This window comes from Candidatus Deferrimicrobiaceae bacterium (genome assembly GCA_035256765.1).
In the GTDB taxonomy this organism is placed as follows: Bacteria; Desulfobacterota; Deferrimicrobia; order Deferrimicrobiales; family Deferrimicrobiaceae; genus CSP1-8.
On the sequence record DATEXR010000226.1, the window covers coordinates 1 to 17,155 of the forward strand.

Below are 17,155 nucleotides of genomic sequence, written 5' to 3' on the forward strand. Positions count from 1 at the left end.
TTCCCGCTCGACATGCCCGACGGGAAGTTGTAACATAAGTTATTACATCGGGCGGAGGCGTTCATGCGCAAGGTAAAGGTTCGCAAAGTGGGGAATTCCCTCGGGGCGATCCTGCCGGGGGAGGTCGCGGCGCGCCTACGCGTCAAGGAGGGGGACACCCTCTCGGTGACCGAGACCCCCGACGGGATCCAGCTTTCCCCGTACGACCCCGATTTTGAGGAGGCCATGAAGGCGTTCGAGCGGGGCAGGGCCCGGTACCGCAACGCGATGCGCCGGCTTGCGAAGTGACGCGCCGCGTCCGCTGGATCCCCGATGCGGCCGTCCGGGCGATGCACCAGGAGCTGATCGCGGAGCACGGGGGAAGGCCGGGAATCCGGGACCTCGGATTGCTCTCCTCCGCCCTGGCGCGCCCCCGGAACAGAAGTCTCTACGGCGCCTCCCGTTCCCTGTTCGACCTCGCTGCGGCGCACGGCGTCGCGATCGCCGCGAACCATCCTTTCGTCGACGGGAACAAACGGGTCGCCCTCGCCGTCATGTATGTGTTCCTGGAGATGAACGGGTACCGCCTGGAAGCACCCGAAACGGAAGCGGTGGACGTCATGATTCGCCTGGCGGCCGGGGAGCTCGATGAGCCCGGCCTCTCCGCGTGGCTCAAGGAACACTCCGTCCCGAAGTAAGCCCTTCCCATGCGGGGGCTGCAGTGCCCCAAGAAAGCGAAGACATCGCTTGCGTACCCGGGACCGACGTGGTACATTGACCGCAGATCGAAAAATCCCGAGACACAATCCTCTCCCCAAGGGACCTTTCGAAGAAGCGGGCCCGCCGTCCTGGCTGGGCGTTCGAAGCTTCTCCTGAAACTTCACCGTGCGGAAAGATCGGACGGGCGAACCGCCTGACCCCGGTTGTGCTCGGTGAAAAAACGTCAGGAGAAGAAAAGTACATGCCAGAACCAGAACAGAGAACGTCCAAGGAAAGAAACCCGTTTGAAGCGTTCGGGCTCCGTCCCGAGCTCCTCCGCGCCGTAGCGGAGAAGAACTACACCACCCCGACCCCCATCCAGGAGAAGGCGATCCCCTTCGTGCTCGAGGGGAAGGACCTCCTCGGCTGCGCGCAGACCGGCACCGGGAAGACGGCCGCCTTCGCCCTCCCGATCCTCAACCGGCTCCAGGAGACGCCCTGGAAGGGGAGCGGACGGCGGCCCATCCGCGCCCTCGTGCTGACGCCGACCCGGGAGCTGGCCTCCCAGATCGCGGAGAGCTTCGGAGCGTACGGCAGGCACACGGCCCTCAAGCACGCCATCGTGTTCGGCGGCGTCAGCCAGCACCCGCAGGCGCAGGCCCTTGAGCGGGGGATCGACATCCTCGTGGCCACGCCCGGACGGCTGCTCGACCTCATGTCGCAGGGGCTCGTCAACCTGCGGACCGTCGAGACCTTCGTCCTGGACGAGGCCGACCGGATGCTCGACATGGGCTTCATCAACGACATCCGGCGGATCATCGACCAATTGCCCGGGAAGCGGCAGACCCTTTTCTTCTCGGCCACGATGCCGGGGGAGATTCGAGGACTTGCCGACACCATCCTGCGCGACCCGGTCCGGGTGGCCGTAACGCCCGTGGCGACTCCGGCCGAGGCCGTGGCGCACCAGGTCCACTACGTGGAGAAACCGGAGAAGATCGCGCTGCTCAAGCACCTCCTGGACGGTCCTTCCGTCAAGAACGCGCTGATCTTCACCCGCACGAAGCACGGCGCCGACGGGGTCACCCGGCAGCTCGTCCGTCACAAGGTGATGGCCGAGGCGATCCACGGCAACAAGTCGCAAAACGCCCGCGAAAAGGCCCTGGGGCGATTCAAGCGGGGCCAAACGAGGGTGCTCGTGGCGACGGACATCGCCGCCCGGGGCCTCGACATCGTCGACCTGTCCCACGTGATCAACTTCGACCTCCCCAACGAGCCGGAAAGCTACGTTCACCGGATCGGCCGCACGGGCCGGGCCGGCGCCTCCGGCATCGCCCTGTCCTTCTGCTCCTTCGAGGAGCGCCCCTTCCTCGCCGGGATCGAACGGCTCATCCGCAAGCACCTCCCGGTGGCGGAGGCTCATCCCTACCGCTCCGACCGCAATCCCGGTCCTGCGACGGACCTCGACCCGCGGCGGGCGAACGGCGTGCCGGTCCTTTCCATGACTCGCGCCGACGAGCTGTTCCGGCCGGGCCGCATGGACGCCTTCCCCGGCCGTTCCGACGGCCGGCCGGGCCGGTCGCGGCGGGAGTCGAAGTGGGGCGCCGGTTCCGGAAGCGGCAAGCAGGGCAACCGCGACGCGGAGCGCAGCCGCCACGCGCGTTAGGATTCCCGTCCGTCGCAACGGGGGAGCAGAGGGATCGACGGGTGTTTCCCATCGATCCGTGGTATCGTGAACAGGGAGTTAACCGTCCGCAGCCAAAGAGATCCCGAGACTCGTGCTCAAGACCTCTTTTGCGGCCCTAGCGATGTTGAAGGAGGTCTTATGAGCAAGAAATTGTACGTCGGGAATCTTCCCTTTTCCGCAACGGAGGATTCGCTGAAAGAGGCGTTTTCGCGTTTCGGAACGGTGGAATCGGTGAGCATCATCACGGACCGGTACACGGGCCAGAGCAAAGGGTTCGGTTTTATCGAGCTATCGACCAAGCAGGAGGCCGCCGAGGCCATCGCCAAGATGAACACCGCCGAAATGGACGGGAGGACGCTCAAGGTATCCGAGGCCCTTCCCCAGGCGCCCCGCGAAGGAGGGGGTGCGCGGCGAGGCTTTGGCGGAGGCGGCGGAGGAGGCCGAGGCGGTGGCGGCGGAGGATACCGCCGGTAACCGTCCGTCCCCGCACCGAAAGATGTCCTTTGGGGGCCATGAGTCCCTCGTGGCCCCCGCACAACCCTCCCTCATGAAGAGAGCGTCCCCTACCCTCTCTGTGTGATCTCTCACGACAGTGACTGTCGTATCCACCCGGCGGTCCCATCCGTGTCGGAATGAGCAATTGAAAATCCCGCCCCCGACCGGATCTCGTACCCGGTCCTTTCCCGGAATGGGTCAGAATCCGATCCGTCGACGGGGCGGTTTTGGCGGTTCCATCAAGGCACGGATCGCGTCGAAGACCACGCGGAATTGGGCGTCATACTTTCCTTCGAGCGCGTCCACCTTTCGGTGAAGGCATGGGGCATCTTCCGATACTTTGCCGCCTCGCTTCCTTTTCGCCTAACGCTGACGGGACCTCCGCGAGCACCTCGCCCGCCAGGCGATCATTTGAGGACGAACACGACGCGGCTGTCCCGCTGGTTCTCCTTCTTCTCCGGGGCCAGTGCCTTCGGCTCCACCAGGAAGACCCTCCCGGGCTCCACCTGCTTCGATGCGAGCAGGTAATCCTTCACGGCCTGGGCCCGCCTCTGCGCGAGCAGGTGCAGGTCGTCGTCGGTCACCTGGATGTGGGCCTGCATCAGCTTCTCCATCTCGGGGACGGGGAGGTCCTTGGCCATTCCGAGGAGGTTCCGGGGCTTGGGGAACTTCTCCACCCGGTAGGCCCGCTTGAGGTACTCGGGATACTCCTTCGCGTCGACGACGACGTTGTCGAGCGAGGGCGCTTCCCCGCCTTTCCCTACGAGGTCCTTGAGTTTCTGGGACCGGACCTTTCGGTCGAACAGCGACTGCAGCAGCGCCTCCCGGTCCTTCTCCTTGTCCACGTGCCCCGCGATCTCGAGCTTCAAGGCGGGCCGGTCGTACAGCGCCTTGACGAGCGTCTTGAGTTTCGCCTCCCCCGGCGCGTCGAGTTTCTCCTGGCCGTAATCGAACTCCAGGTAGCTCAACTCCTCGCCCCCGCCGAAGATCGCCCCCAGGAGGGCGAACGGGGAGGTGGCGGCCTTGGCCAGCAGGTTCACGATGATCTTGACGACGACCCCCCACATGCTGAACTTCGGGTCGTCGAGGGAGCCGCTTACGGGGAGGTCGAGCTGGATCTCTCCTTTCCGGTTCTTGAGCAGGGCGACGGCAAGCCGGACCGGCAGCTTCGTCGCGTCGGGGCTGTCCACGGATTCGCCGAAGGCGAACTGGTCGAGGAAGATGGTGTTGCTGGAGTCCAGCTTCCTGTCCACGATCAGGTACTTGAGACTCAAGGAAAGCTTCCCCTTCTCGATCGTGTACCCGGCGTACCGGCCGGAGTAGGGGGTCAGGGAGCTCAGATCCATGTCCTTGAAATCGATCTTGAGGTCCACGAACAGGTCGTTCCGGAGCGGGTTGATCTTCCCCGTGATCTCGAGGGGGGCGGCATTCTCGAGCTTCCCCCGGAGGTCGACATCCGCCATGCGCGTTTCCTCGGAGGAAAGCCCGGAGACGCGCCCTCCGACCTCGAGGAGGTTCGCCGAATAGTTGGGCTTGATGAACCGGTCGGTGAAGTTGATCCGCCCTCCTTGAAACGTCGCCGTTTCGATCGCGACCGGCGTCGGCGGCGCCGGGGACTCCTTCGGCTTCGCGGCCACAACGTTGTCCCGGGCTCCTCCGGCTTCCTCCCCGGCGGGGGGCTCCCCCTCCTTCCGGACGATCCTCTGCACGTTCAGGGTTCCGTCCGGATTGACGACCAGGCGCGAGTAAAAGTCCGTGAGCGCCGCCTGCCGGATCGCCACGGACAGGGGGGCCGTCCCCACCTTGATCCCTTCCAGGAGAAGCGAATTCCACTTCAGGAAATCCTCCGACGTTTCCTTGTCCACCGCGGAGAGCGTCGTCACGAGGAGATTCCCCGCGTAGGTCGTCCGGATCGCGTCGTCCCGCGCCGCCACGGTGAGTTTCCCCTTGGCGGAGACGTTCCCCCCCGTCAAGGAAATGTTGATCCGGTCGGCGGCATATGGTTGTAACGGGACGAGGTCGATCTTCCGGACGTTCAGTTCGAGGTCCGCCGACACGGGATGGACGCCCACGGCGCCGCCGACGGCGACCTTTCCGGTCCTGTTCACGGTGGCCTCGAGCGACACTTGTCCGCGGCTGTTCTTTTCCGTCGAGAGGTTCTCCGCGGTGACGGAAAGGGGGGATACCCTCACGGTGACGGGATCCTGCGGGGTCCGGTCCACGGCCGTGACGGAGCCCTCGAGCAGCGCGGCCTTCCTCACCTGGACGAGCCACTCCCGCGGCGGCGCCTTCTTTGCCGGCGACGCGCCCGGCGGGGGAGAGGTCTTCCCCGCGTTCCCTTCCGCCTCTTTTTCCCGGTCCGGCAGCAGCGACACCACGTTCAGGACGCCCGTTTTCCCGCGGACCAGGGAGACTACCGGCGATGTGAAGACCAGGTTGTCCAGCGTCGCCCGCTTCGCCAGCGGCTCCAGGGATTCGATGACCACGGACAAAGACGGCAGCCGCAGCACCGGGACATCCTTTGCGTCCGTGATGGAGAGGTTTTTCACCTCCACGTTTCCCGAGAGCGCAATGGCGGGAGACTCTCCGGCGGGCTGGGAAAACGACAGGACGGTCTTCGCGTCCAGCGTCCCGGAAGGGACCCGGAATTTCCGCCGCACCGGGAGGTACTCCAGGTAATGGGGGATCTCGAAGTTTCGGACATTGAGGTCTACGGTGGTCTCCCGCGAGGCGCTGTACGGCTTGGTCCTCCCTTGGAACGCCCACACCGTCCCGTTGATGTTCGATTCGAAGGACGGTTGGACGAAGATGTCCACGGCATAGGGCAGGTTCGACAGGAAGGGGATGGCGATCGAGAGGTCCCGGACCGAGTGGCGCGTGCGCCTGGGGCGGTCGTCGAAATCGACGCTCCCCCCGACGATGCGGATGTTGTTGAGGGAATACCGGAGGGGCGCGCCCCCTTCGGACGGCTGGGAGGCGGACTCGCCGAGGAGGTCGGAGAAATTGTAGGTCGAGTCTCCGTTGCGGACGACGGTGACGCTCGGGGAGCGCAGGAGGATCTCCCGGAGAACCGGCCCGCGCCGGAGGAGGGAGGCGGCCTGGAGGTTCAGGTACAGCTCCTCGAAGGCGACGAACGGCCCCGCGCCGGCGCGATCCTCCATGGAAAACCCTTCCACGCGGGCCGAAAGGGCGAAGGGGTTGATCCGGATCGCCCGGATCGCAACGGGACGGTGGAACTTTTCGGAGAGCCGCTTGACCAGGACCGACTTGACGATGGGCGGCAGGATGAGGAACCCGACGATCGCGTAGACCGCCAGGGCGACGGCGGGCCACAGGACGAACCGTCTCAGGAAAGGTTTTCCGGCCAGCGCCTTGAGGTCCACGAGACCGCCTCCGTTCCGCACCGTCGCCCCATTATCCCCGTTTCCCGTCCTCTGGACAAAGACGAATCTATGCGGGTGGACAAACCAGGGAGGCCGACCGGATCTCGTACCCGGTCCTTTCGCTTCGAAGACCACGCGGAATTGGGCTAAGATCCTATATTGTTACCTACAATGAGGGGGTGCATCCCATGGGAAGCGGGACGCGTCAGGCCAATTTCGTACTGCCCGAGGATCTGTTGGAGGAACTGAAAGCCAACGTCTCGCCGAGACAGCAAAGCCGATTCGTCGCCGAGGCCTTGAAAAAGGAGCTGCGGCGCGTCCGCCTTGCCAAGGTGATCGAGACGAGCTTCGGGGCCTGGAAGGAAACAGACCACCCCGAGCTTGCGAGGGGCGCGGAGACGTTCGTCCGGCGCCTTCGGAAATCGACGCGTACCAGGCGGCGACGTTGACGAACACCCTCGTCGACACGGATATCCTCATCCATTTCTTGAGGGGGAAGAGGAAGGCAAAGGATTTCCTCTCCATGCTCCTGGATGAATCGAACATCTGTTGCTCGGCGATCGCCGTGGCGGAAATTGCCGCCGGCATGCGCGCCGCCGAGGAGGAACGGACGAAAGCGCTCCTGGACCAGTTAGAGGTCCTGGCCGTGACCCGGGACGTCGCAGAGAAGGCCGGGTCATACAAACGCAGCATCAGGGGGCACAGCCTGGAGCTTGACGATTGCCTGGTCGCAGCGACGGCCTTTGTGCACAGGGCGATTCTTGCCACGGGAAACGGGAAGCACTACCCGAGGAAAGACATCAAGGTAACGGTTGTAGACACGGATTAACCCCTAAGTTTCGAACCCAGTTCCGTCGCGCAACGGGTCAGAATCCGATCCGGAGGTCGTTGGCGCCCGGGTCGGTCTGCTTCCCGGTACCCCTGCCTGTTGCGGTCGGATATACTCAATGGTCAGTGGTGTTGTGTCGGAACCATCCCGCTATCAGCAGCTTTATGCGGAACGGCAGGGAGGATCATTCCGAAGAGATGGCGGCCGAAGGCGGAAACGGAGCCCTTTCGGGGAAACCGGATAGGCCCGCGGTTGCGGGCCCCGATTCCGGTTGGGAAGGGATTTCCGACCTTCTCTCGGGGTTTCGCCCCGACCAGGTCCCGTTCCTTGCGCAAGCTCGCGAACTGGAGCCGACCTATCCGCTTCTCCACGCGCTGGCCCACGGGTCGCTTCGAGACTTCCTCATTCGTGTTGCGGCTCTCGAAGCGCTGATCGCCGACGGAAGGACCCCGTTCACGCCGGCGGAGGTCGCGGAGTCGCTCTACTGGCTGAAGGACCCGGTGCGGGACAGCGTCCTCGCAGCGCTTCGGCGAAGCGGCTGGCTCTCCTTTCGACCCGATTCCGGCTACCGGATCACCGACGCGGGCCGGTTCGTGGCCACGGTCCTGTCCTTCCTGCGGGCCCGGGTGCGGGAGGGGAGCGTCCTTCCGGCCGTCGAGGGAATCGACTACATGCTCAACCTCGGCGTCGATCCCACCATGCAGCTCAAGCTCCTCCGATCCCAGCTCGAGGACCTGCGCACGGAGATGGAGAACGCGAGAAACTCCCATTCCGAGGTCATCCTGCGCGGCGCCGCCGCGCGTCTCCGCGAGACCCTCGAGTGGTCGGAGCGGATCCGGGCCATCCTGGCCCGGGTCACGCTCGACATGGGAGACGCGCGCCGGTCCGCCCATGACGTGCACGATCTCCTGAGCCGGCTGCACGGCGTCGCCGGCGATCTGCACGCGGCGATCACCGAGGTGGGCCGCCAGCATCTGCCCCTTGTCGCCGGGATGACGACCGCCGACATCATCGGGACGCTGATGCGCCTCCCTGTCGAAGAACTCTCGGCGGTGGGGCGGGGGGCGCTCCGCCCCGTCGTGACTCCGCCGACCTTCGTCGTCCCCGAGCTCCTGGTCGCCGAAACCGAATCGTACCTTGCCCGGCGGCGGGAGCCGCCGCCGAAGGTCGACTGGACCGTCCCGCCGGAGCCGCAGCGGGCGGGCTCCGAGGTGGCTATGCCGCCCGATGTCGCGGCATGGCTGGACGACTTGGACCGGCTGGCCGAGGCGAGTAGGGTGCGGCCGCTGTCGGAGGTCGTTCCCAGGGGGAGCGCGGCGGAGAGCTTCCTGAGGGCCAGCCTGCTCCCCCTGCTTGGGGAGGCGATCGGCGGCGAGGGGGTCGCGGGGCGGATCGGCGCGCTGCCTCTTGCGATGACCCTCGAGGGCGACGGTTTCCCCGCGCCCGCCCCCTGGCCCCTCTCCGCGCTCACCCCCGGGACGATCGGCCCTCCGGGGAACGGACCCTCCGATGGATGAAGCCGCCCGCATCTGCGCGCGACTTCTCGTCGCCGGGGCCGTTCGAAGGCAGGAGATCCCCGACCTGGATCATCCGGAGGTCCGTGCCGACGTCGAGCTGCGGCTTTCTCAATGCGGCCTCTCCCTGGCCACCAGCGCCTATAGCGACCACGTCGGTTTGAGACTCTCCTCCGAAGTGGCCGACGCGACGGTCCTCGACGCCGCTTCGAATCGGGGGCTCGGGGCGGACGCGTGCGCCCTGCTTACCGTCCTTTGGGCCCGGTTGGCGCTCCAGCGCCGCACGGCCGAGGATTCCCGGATGACCCCCGACTTGCAAGCCCCGCTCCTTCCCGAGGACCGCCGCGAGGCCGCCCGGCTCTTCACTCCCTTCGTGCGCTTCGAGACTCTGGCCCGGGAGTTCGGGTCGCAGCTCGGCGGGCGCACCCGGATGAAATCGATCCTGGGTCGGCTGCGCCGGCTCGGTTTCGTGTCGTATCGACGGCTCGATCAGATCGAGGCGGGCCCTCTCCTGGAGCTCGCCATCGACGGAGAGAAAATGGTGGCTTTCATCCGGTCCCGGGTGTTGAGCAGGCTGCTGGAGGAACCCCCGGCCGGGGAGGAGACGGCTCCTCTCGATCAGGCCCTCGAAGATCGGGTCATGGGGGTCCTCGCGGCGGCCGAGGAGCCGTGCGGGATCGCAGAGATCGAGCGGCGCAGCGGGATCCCGAGGCGGCGGCTCGGGAAGATCCTCAAGGTCCTCCGGGAGGACGGGAAGATCGAGATGATCGATGCCCGGGGTCAGGCCCGGTACCGCCCGGCCGCCCCGGAGGAGGACTGATGTTCCGGTTCCTGGAACTCGAGCTCCACGGCTGGGACTTCTGGCCGTCTCTCCGGGTACCCCTCGACGCGGACATCGTGGTTCTTTCCGGTCCGAACGGATCCGGGAAGACGACGCTGCTCGACGCCGTGAGGCAGATCCTTAACGCTCCGCGCTTAAGCCACGGCCGCCGCCTCGCGCATTACTTGAGGCGCCCCAATCAACCGGTCCTGCTCCGCGCCGTGGTCAGCAACCGTCCCGACGAAAAAGGGCGGCGCCCCTTCGATCGGAACCGCGTGTTTTCCGACGAAGCCACGCTGGCGTGCGCCCTGGTTCCGGACGGCGGCTCGCCCGAGAAACGATACGCCGTCCTCCCCGGCCGCGTCCCCCCGCAGGAGCTGCAGGGACGGCTCCTCGAAGGACGAGACTGGCTCAAGCCGGAGGAGTACCGTCGCGTCCTGGACTACGCCGGCGTGAGCCGAAGCCTGATGCACATCCTCGCCATCGAGCAGGGGAGGGCCGACGAGCTGTCCCGACAGGATCCGCGCAAGCTCTTCCGCTGGGTCATGGAGGCCCGGGGCTCCCAGCAGGTCCTCGACCGCTACAACGGGGCGAGGCGCCGGTACGAGGACTCCGCCCGCGAGGTCGACCGCCAGCGCCTTCAGCTCTCGAGCCGTCAGGGAGACCTGGCGGCCCTGGAACGGAAGGTCCGGCGCCTCGACGAATACGTCGAGAAGCGCACCCGGGTCGAGGACGCCGAGCGCTTGGTGACGGCGGCCCGCCTTCAGACCCTTCTTGTCGAGTTGCGCAGCGTCGACGGGAAGATTCCGGGGCTTCGGACCATGCTCGCCAACCTGGCCACGACCGTCGATCGTCTCACGCGCGAAATCGGGGACGAGGAAGGCGATCTGGGCAGGATTCGGGAGGGGACGCGCGTTCGGAAGCTTCGGGCGGAAGAGGCCACCGCCGCGTGCGACGACGCGGTGGGACGGCACGCCGTCCTCAAAAACGAGGTCGAGTCGCTCCGCGTGAAGGCTAAGGAGCTGGAAACCCTTCCCGCGGAAGATGTCGAGGCCTTAAAGGCGTCGCTGGGGCGGGTCCGGGAGGAAGCCTTCTCCGCAGCGAGCCGGTACGACGGTCTCCTGCGCGACCTCCGGGACGTGGAGGATCGCCTCGTCGACCTCGAGAGAGGGGTCCCCCGGTTCCCTGCGGAGGTGGAGCGGATGATCAAGGCGCTGGCCGCGGCCGGAATCGAGGCGGTCCTGGCGGCCCCGCGGGTGGAGGTCACCGAGGAGCTCTGGGCGCCGGCGATCGAATCGGCCCTCGGGCCGCTGCGGCTGGCGATCTGCGTACGGCGCGAGGACGAACGCCGCGCCGCCGAACTGGCCCGCGAGCACGGCTTCTCCGGGCCGATCGTCTGCGAGACGACCGGGGAGGCGCGCACCGAGGGCCCGCTCCGGATCGAATCCGGATCGCCGTCGTGGCTCGTCCCCTGGGCCCGGAGTCTGACCCTGGCGCGCGAGGACCACCCGCCCGAGGGCGACCTCGTCCTTCTCCCGGACGGGATGCGCCGGGACCGACATGGAGTCTGGGTCTCCCGGGCCGCCGATCGTGTCCTCGGCGGCAGCGCGGTGCGCGACCAGCTTGCCGCCGCCCGTTCCGAATGCGGGAGGCTCCGGGACGAGCTGGGACGCGCCGCAAGCGGAAAGGAAGATGCCTCCGCCCGGGTCCAAGAACTCGACGAGAGGTTGACGACTCAGCAGCGCCGAGTCGAGTGGGCGGCGGCGGTCGCATCGCTGCCGGAGGTCGAAGGGCGACTTGCGGACGCCCTGGAGGAAGTTTCCCGTCAGAAGAACGACCGCGAGGAGGCGCTTGCGGATTGGCAGGAGGCGGAGCGCACCGCCGACAGCGCCGGGCATTCGCTGACTCGCCGAAGGGACGACCTTGCCGCCCGGGAAAAGGAGCTGGAAGGCACCCGGGCCGCCCTCGGGGAAAATGAAAGACGCCGGGCGGGGATCGAACCGGAGATCGAGGCGCTCTCCAGGGAGCTCGATCCGGTCCTGGTGTCACGGGCCGGGGCGGGCGAGCTGTCCACACCCGAGATGGCCGAACGGGACCTGCGCCAGGCCAGGGAGTCCCTGGCGCGGTTCGAGGCGGAGGGTCCCATTCCGGAGGAGAGCGTCCGGGACGAGCGGAAGGTCCTCCTGCGAAACGTCGAGGAGCTCGAAAGCCATGTGCGGGACCGCCAGGAGGAGGCCGATTCCGCGGCCCTGGAGCTTTCGCGGTGCCGCGCCGATTATCTCGAAGTGGTCCGGAGCACCCTTCACGACTACGCCCGGCGGGCCCGGGCGCTCGCGGAGATGGCTGCGGCCCGGCTCGAGGTGGAGCTGCCCCGGCTCGAGAACGACGAGCGATCGATCGACGAGGCGGGCATCGTCGTGCGCATCGGATTCGACGGCAAGCCTCCGGTGGAGATCAGCGACACGTCGCACAGCGGCGGCCAGCAGGTGGTCACCGGGCTCATCCTCCTCATGGCGATGGCCGAGACGGAGGGAGAGAGCTGCTTCATCATCGACGAGCCGTTCGCCCATCTCTCCCTCGACCGCGTGGACGACGTGGGGAAGTTCCTCCGGCGCAGCGGCTCCCAGTTCCTGATCACCGTGCCGACGACGCTGGATCGCGGCCAGCTCGACCCGGCCTCGCTGCTGATCGTCCTGAAGAAGAAGGCGTCGGGAGAGCCCTTCGCCCCCCGGCCGCTCGTCGCCAGGGAATGACCGGATCCGGCCATCGGTGCGTCCGCTTCCGTCACGAGAGAAGGGAAGGCCCGTGGCGCGATGCCGGGTTGCTCCGCGAGCGGGACGTGGAACGCATCGCGGTCTGCACCGAGTGCGGCCGAGGGCGCAGCGGTCGCTACCGGAAGGTCGTCGCCGTCGAGCGGGAAAGCAGGGGGCTGGCGGCGGCGCCGGAAACCTTCCTCCGGGAGCTGGCCGGGCGGTTGGAAATTCTTTTCCGGGGCCGGAAAACGCTCCGAGCGGGACCGCTCCTTCGGCGCCTCGGCGGGATCCGCAGCGAGTCCGACCTCGAGACGCTGGCCGCCTCCGCGCCGATCCGCCTCGTCTATCATCCGAGGGGGGGCGCTCTGCTCCTCCACGAGATTCACGCCCTCGACCCGGAGAAGCTCGGGGAGATCTCGCGCCCGGGGGCGGCGGCGCGGCGAAGGGCCGCGCTGGCGGAGACCCGATCCGCGACCGAAGGATTGACCCATCCCGCAGCCCAGGCCATCGGCGAGATGATGGCCGGGGAGGACGCGGCGGGGTGGGACGAGCGGGTGCTGCGATCGCTGGCCGCCCTGGCCCGGCTGATCGAAGCGGGCGAGACCCGATCCTCGCGCATCTTTTCCACGGAAGCGCTGGGGCACTCCAAGGCCCTCTCGCAGGTTCGCCCCCGCCTGGAGCGCCTCGTCGGCCCTCTCGATCGGCTCGGGATCCGGGATACGGGAGTCCATCTTCTCGTCGGAGGGAAAGGGCGGCTTCGCTTTCCCGGCGGGGACCTGGAGGTGGAACGGTTTCGGTCCCTGGGACTGGCGGAAGAGGATGTGTTGAGGCTGAAGGGGGTTCGCCTGCCGGCGGGAGGGCTTCTCGTCGTGGAGAACCTCACCCCTTTCCACGCGTGTCTGGGGCCGGAGCGGAACGATCGCGATCTACTGGTCATCTGGTCCGCCGGCTATCCCGGGCGCGGCGTGACCCGTTTCGTGGAACTTGCGGCCGGTGGGGGAGGGCGCATACGGGTCTGGTGCGATGTCGACCTGGGCGGGGTGCGGATCGCGAGGTTGATCCACCGCGCCGCGGGGGGAAGGGCTGTCCCGGTCCTCATGGACGGCTCAGTCGTCCGAAGCGCGCGGATCACCTGCCCGCTCGCCCGGGGACAACGGGAGAGCATCGTACGCGACCTGGCGTTGCATCCCGACGCGCTCCTGGCGGAGACCCTGACGGCCCTCCTCGAAAGGGGCGCCTGGGTCGAACAGGAATCCCTGATCGACCGGCTGGCCGCCCTGTCGGGGTCACAAGGGGCGATCGGAACGGAAGTCCACAGGGGGTGAGGATGAGCATCGAAACGAAAAGGAACGTGCGCAGCGGAAGAACGACGAGGTCGAAAAACGTCGGAGTTTCGCCGGCCGGGATGAACCTGTCCAGAACGCACAAGCCGGACGGCCTCGGCCTCGACGATTGGCAACGGCTTCTTCGAGTCCGATTCGGCGAACGGCAACGCTACAAACTGGAGAACCGGGGCGACCACCCCATCTTTTCGGAATTCCTGCTGACCAACCCCGAATCGGGGAAGACCTACAAAATCGCGATCCGGGGAAACGCTGCGTTCGACAATTATTGCTCCTGTCCGGATTACGACGTCAACGGTCTCGGAACCTGCAAGCATATCGCGTTCGCCTTGTCCAGGTTGATGAAGAGGAAAGGGGCGAAAAAAGCGTTCCGGGAAGGATACGCGCCCCCGTATTCCGAAGTCTACCTGGGCTACGGGCTCATGCGGGAGGTCCGGTTCAAGGCGGGCAAGGATGCCCCACCGGGACTGCTCGCTCTCGCGGACGACTATTTCGATCGAAGCGGGAGACTCAAGGAGGACCGTCTCCTCGACTTCCCTCGTTTCCTCAACGCCGTTCCGCGGGACAACGGGCACGAAGTGCGCTGCTACGACGACGTCATGGCCTACGTCGCCGAACATCAGGATGCGGAACACCGGCGCGGCATCGTCAAGCTTCGAGCGAAAGACGGGATCGACAGCCCGATCTTCCGGAACCTTCTGAAGACCGATCTCTATCCGTATCAGCGGGAAGGGGTCCTCTTTGCGGTCGAGGCGGGCCGGTCCCTGATCGGGGACGACATGGGACTGGGAAAGACCCTCCAGGCCCTCGCCGCCGCCGAGTTGATGGCGAAATGGTTCGGCGTCCGGAAGGTCCTGGTCGTTTCCCCGACCTCGCTGAAATATCAATGGCTGTCGGAAATCGAAAAATTCACCGGAAGGTCGGCGCTGGTCGTGGAAGGCCTCAGCCACCACCGGCGGCAGTCGTATCTGCGGGAGTCCTTCTACAAGCTGGTCAATTACGAGTTGGTCCCGCGGGATATGGACATGATCCGAAGGTGGTCCCCGGACCTCATCCTCCTGGACGAGGCGCAACGGATCAAGAACTGGAAAACGCGAACCGCGAAGTCCGTCAAACGGCTGGAATCGCCGTTCGCCATCGTGCTGACCGGCACTCCCCTCGAGAACCGGATCGAAGAGCTGCACTCCCTCGTGGAATTCATCGACCACCGCCGCCTCGGCCCCTTGTTCCGATTCGTCCATCACCACAGGATCGTCGACCAGGACGGCAAGGTCATCGGATACCGGAACCTGCAGACCGTAAAGGAATCCCTGAAGAACGTCATGATCCGGCGGAAGAAAGAGGAGGTTCTCCGGCAGCTTCCGGAACGGATCGACCGGAACTTCTTCGTTCCCATGACGAAAGAGCAGCGGATGATCCACGACGAGAATCTCGAAATCGTGGCGAAGCTGGCCGCGAAGTGGCGCCGCTATAAATTCCTTTGCGAGGCCGATCAGCGGCGGCTGCGCATCGCCCTGAACTACATGCGGATGGCGGCCGACAACACGTACCTCGTGGACAGGAAGACGGTCCACGGGCCCAAGATCGACGAGTTGGACATCCTCCTCAAGGAGATCGTCATCGAGGGCGGAGAGAAGGCGGTCATCTTCAGCCAGTGGCTCCGGATGAACGAGCTGGTGGAACAGGTTCTCCATAAGAACGGGATCCGATATGTCCATTTGAACGGCGGCATCCCGTCCAGGGAACGGAAGGAGCTGATGTCCCGATTCAAGGAGGACCCGGACTGCATGGTCTTTCTGTCCACGGATGCCGGCGGCGTCGGCTTGAATCTTCAAAGCGGCTCCGTGGTGATGAACATGGACATTCCCTGGAACCCCGCCGTTCTGGAACAGCGCGTCGGCCGCGTCCACCGGCTCGGTCAGCGCAAGGCGGTCCGCGTCATCAACTTCGTCACCGCATCCTCCATCGAGGAGAGGATTCTCGGACTCCTGAAATTCAAGAAATCGTTGTTTGCGGGAGCGCTGGACCGTGACGGGGAAGACGTGGTCATGCTCGGCGGTTCCCTGCTGAAGAGGTTCATGGATTCCGTGGAAACGATTACGGCGGATCTTCCGAAAACCGGCCCGACCCTCGAGGATCGGGAGGAGAGGGAACCGACGCCGGGCGCGAACGCACTCCAGGACCTGCTTCTTGGCGCCGCACAACTCTTGACGAACCTCGGCAGGATCGTCTCGCAGCCGGCGGCGACCGAGGCGCCCCCGTTTCAGGGATTTCCGGCCACGATGATCGCCAGAGACGACAAGACCGGAAAGACGTATCTGAAATTGCCTCTTCCCGACAAGGAGAGCGTAAAAGGCCTCTTGTCGGCCTTCAGCGAATTCATCACGGGCGCCATGCCGTGAAAATCGTCGTCCGGTGCCGCCTTCGGATTGCCGGCCTTCCACGGCGCCTCGAATGGCTTGCCAAGCAATGCTTCCCCGCAGGTTTCCCATTGCCATCAATGGCTGTCTGAAACGAGGAAGAGCAGGGGATAGCGCAACACCTTGTTTTGACTTCCTTTCCGGCGATTGGTACCATCGGCCCATGAAGATCACCGCCGACATCCGGGACGCCGTGTCCCCCGTCGCACGGAGGCACGGAATCGCCCTCGTCCTTCTGTTCGGCTCCTTCGCGGCTGGCCATCCGCGGGAGAACAGCGACGTCGACATTGCGGTCCGGTTCCGTGACCGGGAGGTGAGCCTGCGCCGGCTGCTGGATGTCCAGGAGGAACTCGCGGGCATCTTCCCCGGCCGGGAAATCGACGCGGTTTCCCTCGAGCGGGCCGACCCGCTTTTCATGAAGAAGATCGCCGAGCGCTTCCTGGTTCTCTTTGAGGAGCCCGGGGAGGCCGACGCGTTCCTGCGCCTGGCCTTCAAGCGGTACCAGGACCACGGGAAATACCTCGCAATGGAACGCGACTTCGCACGTCGCTACGTCGAAAAGATCGCCCTATGATCGACCGGGAGCTCGTCACGCGCAAGGTCCTCCTCATCGGAAGGGACCTCGAGGAGCTCCGGAAGCTCGTCTCCGGCGGACTGGGGGAATACCTGGCCGACCCCTACAAGGAGGTCCTGGCCGAGCGCTTCCTCGAGCGGACGATCACGCGGATGATCGACGTCAACTACCACCTCATCACGGGATCCGACCGTCCTCCTCCCCGGGACTATTACGAAAGCTTCACCGAGCTCGGGAAGATGGGGATCCTCGAGCCCGTCTTCGCCTCCAAGATCGCCTCCTCGGCGGGCCTGCGCAACCGCATCGTCCACGAGTACGACGACATCGATCCCGCCAAGGTATTCGAGGCGACCCAGGCCGCTCTCTCCGACCTTCCTGTTTACCTCAAGGCGATCCTCTCCTTCGCCGGGTGACGCGTCAGGGACTGTCGCCCCGGTCCGGTAGGCTGATGCCTGGTTGGGCGGATCCGATCCGACGACGCGGGTGCTCTCGAACTTCCCGGGTTGACCTGTATGCATATAAGATGCATACTGATGCATATGCGAACGACGCTGAACATCGACGATGAACTCTTGCGGGAGGCCCAGGAGCTTTCGGGGATCCGGGAGAAGACCGCCACCGTGCGCGCCGCCCTGGAGGCGCTGATCGCCAGGGAGAGCGCC

At 65.8% G+C, this 17,155-nt stretch carries 14 protein-coding genes; 13 read left to right on the forward strand and 1 reads right to left on the reverse strand.

The window, feature by feature from the left end; all coding sequences use genetic code 11:
* The first annotated feature begins 63 nt into the window (after positions 1–63).
* From VJ307_07625 to VJ307_07640, 4 genes are all read left to right on the forward strand, one after another.
* Positions 64–288, forward strand: coding sequence for an AbrB/MazE/SpoVT family DNA-binding domain-containing protein (locus tag VJ307_07625; GenBank protein HJX74011.1), 225 nt, complete (start codon positions 64–66; stop codon positions 286–288).
* On the forward strand, positions 285–677 hold the full coding sequence (locus VJ307_07630) for a type II toxin-antitoxin system death-on-curing family toxin (GenBank protein ID HJX74012.1): 393 nt from the start codon (positions 285–287) through the stop codon (positions 675–677). The genes VJ307_07625 and VJ307_07630 overlap by 4 nt, the downstream gene beginning before the upstream one ends.
* Before the next feature lie 263 nt (positions 678–940).
* Positions 941–2,341: a DEAD/DEAH box helicase gene (locus tag VJ307_07635; protein ID HJX74013.1), complete on the forward strand. Its 1,401-nt coding sequence runs from the start codon at positions 941–943 to the stop codon at positions 2,339–2,341.
* 159 nt (positions 2,342–2,500) lie between these two features.
* Positions 2,501–2,836 carry an RNA-binding protein gene (locus VJ307_07640; protein HJX74014.1) on the forward strand — a complete coding sequence of 112 codons (336 nt, stop codon included), beginning with the start codon at positions 2,501–2,503 and terminating at the stop codon, positions 2,834–2,836.
* A 428-nt stretch (positions 2,837–3,264) separates the two neighbouring features.
* On the opposite strand, the gene VJ307_07645 is transcribed toward VJ307_07640, so the two are convergent.
* On the reverse strand, positions 3,265–6,261 hold the full coding sequence (locus VJ307_07645; protein HJX74015.1) for a DUF748 domain-containing protein: 2,997 nt from the start codon (positions 6,259–6,261) through the stop codon (positions 3,265–3,267).
* A gap of 167 nt (positions 6,262–6,428) precedes the next feature.
* Between VJ307_07645 and VJ307_07650 the strand changes: the two genes are divergently transcribed.
* The 9 genes from VJ307_07650 to VJ307_07690 all read left to right on the forward strand — a co-directional run bounded on the left by VJ307_07650 (position 6,429) and on the right by VJ307_07690 (position 16,906).
* Positions 6,429–6,689 carry a hypothetical protein gene (locus VJ307_07650; protein HJX74016.1) on the forward strand — a complete coding sequence of 87 codons (261 nt, stop codon included), beginning with the start codon at positions 6,429–6,431 and terminating at the stop codon, positions 6,687–6,689.
* The gene (locus VJ307_07655; GenBank protein HJX74017.1) at positions 6,686–7,069 is read left to right on the forward strand and encodes a type II toxin-antitoxin system VapC family toxin; all 384 of its coding nucleotides are present in this window, start codon (positions 6,686–6,688) and stop codon (positions 7,067–7,069) included. Before VJ307_07650 ends, VJ307_07655 begins: the two co-directional genes overlap by 4 nt.
* Before the next feature lie 197 nt (positions 7,070–7,266).
* On the forward strand, positions 7,267–8,586 hold the full coding sequence (locus tag VJ307_07660) for a hypothetical protein (protein HJX74018.1): 1,320 nt from the start codon (positions 7,267–7,269) through the stop codon (positions 8,584–8,586).
* Positions 8,579–9,403 carry a hypothetical protein gene (locus VJ307_07665; GenBank protein ID HJX74019.1) on the forward strand — a complete coding sequence of 275 codons (825 nt, stop codon included), beginning with the start codon at positions 8,579–8,581 and terminating at the stop codon, positions 9,401–9,403. Before VJ307_07660 ends, VJ307_07665 begins: the two co-directional genes overlap by 8 nt.
* Positions 9,403–12,156, forward strand: coding sequence for an AAA family ATPase (locus VJ307_07670; protein ID HJX74020.1), 2,754 nt, complete (start codon positions 9,403–9,405; stop codon positions 12,154–12,156). Before VJ307_07665 ends, VJ307_07670 begins: the two co-directional genes overlap by 1 nt.
* Positions 12,153–13,481: a Wadjet anti-phage system protein JetD domain-containing protein gene (locus VJ307_07675; GenBank protein ID HJX74021.1), complete on the forward strand. Its 1,329-nt coding sequence runs from the start codon at positions 12,153–12,155 to the stop codon at positions 13,479–13,481. The genes VJ307_07670 and VJ307_07675 overlap by 4 nt, the downstream gene beginning before the upstream one ends.
* Before the next feature lie 80 nt (positions 13,482–13,561).
* Positions 13,562–15,901 (forward strand): DEAD/DEAH box helicase, encoded by a 2,340-nt coding sequence (locus tag VJ307_07680; protein ID HJX74022.1) that lies wholly within the window; start codon positions 13,562–13,564, stop codon positions 15,899–15,901.
* A 181-nt stretch (positions 15,902–16,082) separates the two neighbouring features.
* Positions 16,083–16,493, forward strand: coding sequence for a nucleotidyltransferase domain-containing protein (locus VJ307_07685; protein ID HJX74023.1), 411 nt, complete (start codon positions 16,083–16,085; stop codon positions 16,491–16,493).
* Positions 16,490–16,906 carry a DUF86 domain-containing protein gene (locus VJ307_07690; GenBank protein ID HJX74024.1) on the forward strand — a complete coding sequence of 139 codons (417 nt, stop codon included), beginning with the start codon at positions 16,490–16,492 and terminating at the stop codon, positions 16,904–16,906. The genes VJ307_07685 and VJ307_07690 overlap by 4 nt, the downstream gene beginning before the upstream one ends.
* Positions 16,907–17,155: the final 249 nt, after the last annotated feature.

What these genes read in the sequence shown, in the direction of transcription:
- VJ307_07625 (HJX74011.1), top strand. Translation starts at nt 64, where the DNA reads ATGCGCAAGGTAAAGGTTCGCAAAGTGGGGAATTCCCTCGGGGCGATC.
- VJ307_07635 (HJX74013.1), top strand. Translation starts at nt 941, where the DNA reads ATGCCAGAACCAGAACAGAGAACGTCCAAGGAAAGAAACCCGTTTGAA.
- VJ307_07640 (HJX74014.1), top strand. Translation starts at nt 2,501, where the DNA reads ATGAGCAAGAAATTGTACGTCGGGAATCTTCCCTTTTCCGCAACGGAG.
- VJ307_07650 (HJX74016.1), top strand. Translation starts at nt 6,429, where the DNA reads ATGGGAAGCGGGACGCGTCAGGCCAATTTCGTACTGCCCGAGGATCTG.
- VJ307_07660 (HJX74018.1), top strand. Translation starts at nt 7,267, where the DNA reads ATGGCGGCCGAAGGCGGAAACGGAGCCCTTTCGGGGAAACCGGATAGG.
- VJ307_07665 (HJX74019.1), top strand. Translation starts at nt 8,579, where the DNA reads ATGGATGAAGCCGCCCGCATCTGCGCGCGACTTCTCGTCGCCGGGGCC.
- VJ307_07670 (HJX74020.1), top strand. Translation starts at nt 9,403, where the DNA reads ATGTTCCGGTTCCTGGAACTCGAGCTCCACGGCTGGGACTTCTGGCCG.
- VJ307_07675 (HJX74021.1), top strand. Translation starts at nt 12,153, where the DNA reads ATGACCGGATCCGGCCATCGGTGCGTCCGCTTCCGTCACGAGAGAAGG.
- VJ307_07680 (HJX74022.1), top strand. Translation starts at nt 13,562, where the DNA reads ATGAACCTGTCCAGAACGCACAAGCCGGACGGCCTCGGCCTCGACGAT.
- VJ307_07685 (HJX74023.1), top strand. Translation starts at nt 16,083, where the DNA reads ATGAAGATCACCGCCGACATCCGGGACGCCGTGTCCCCCGTCGCACGG.
- VJ307_07690 (HJX74024.1), top strand. Translation starts at nt 16,490, where the DNA reads ATGATCGACCGGGAGCTCGTCACGCGCAAGGTCCTCCTCATCGGAAGG.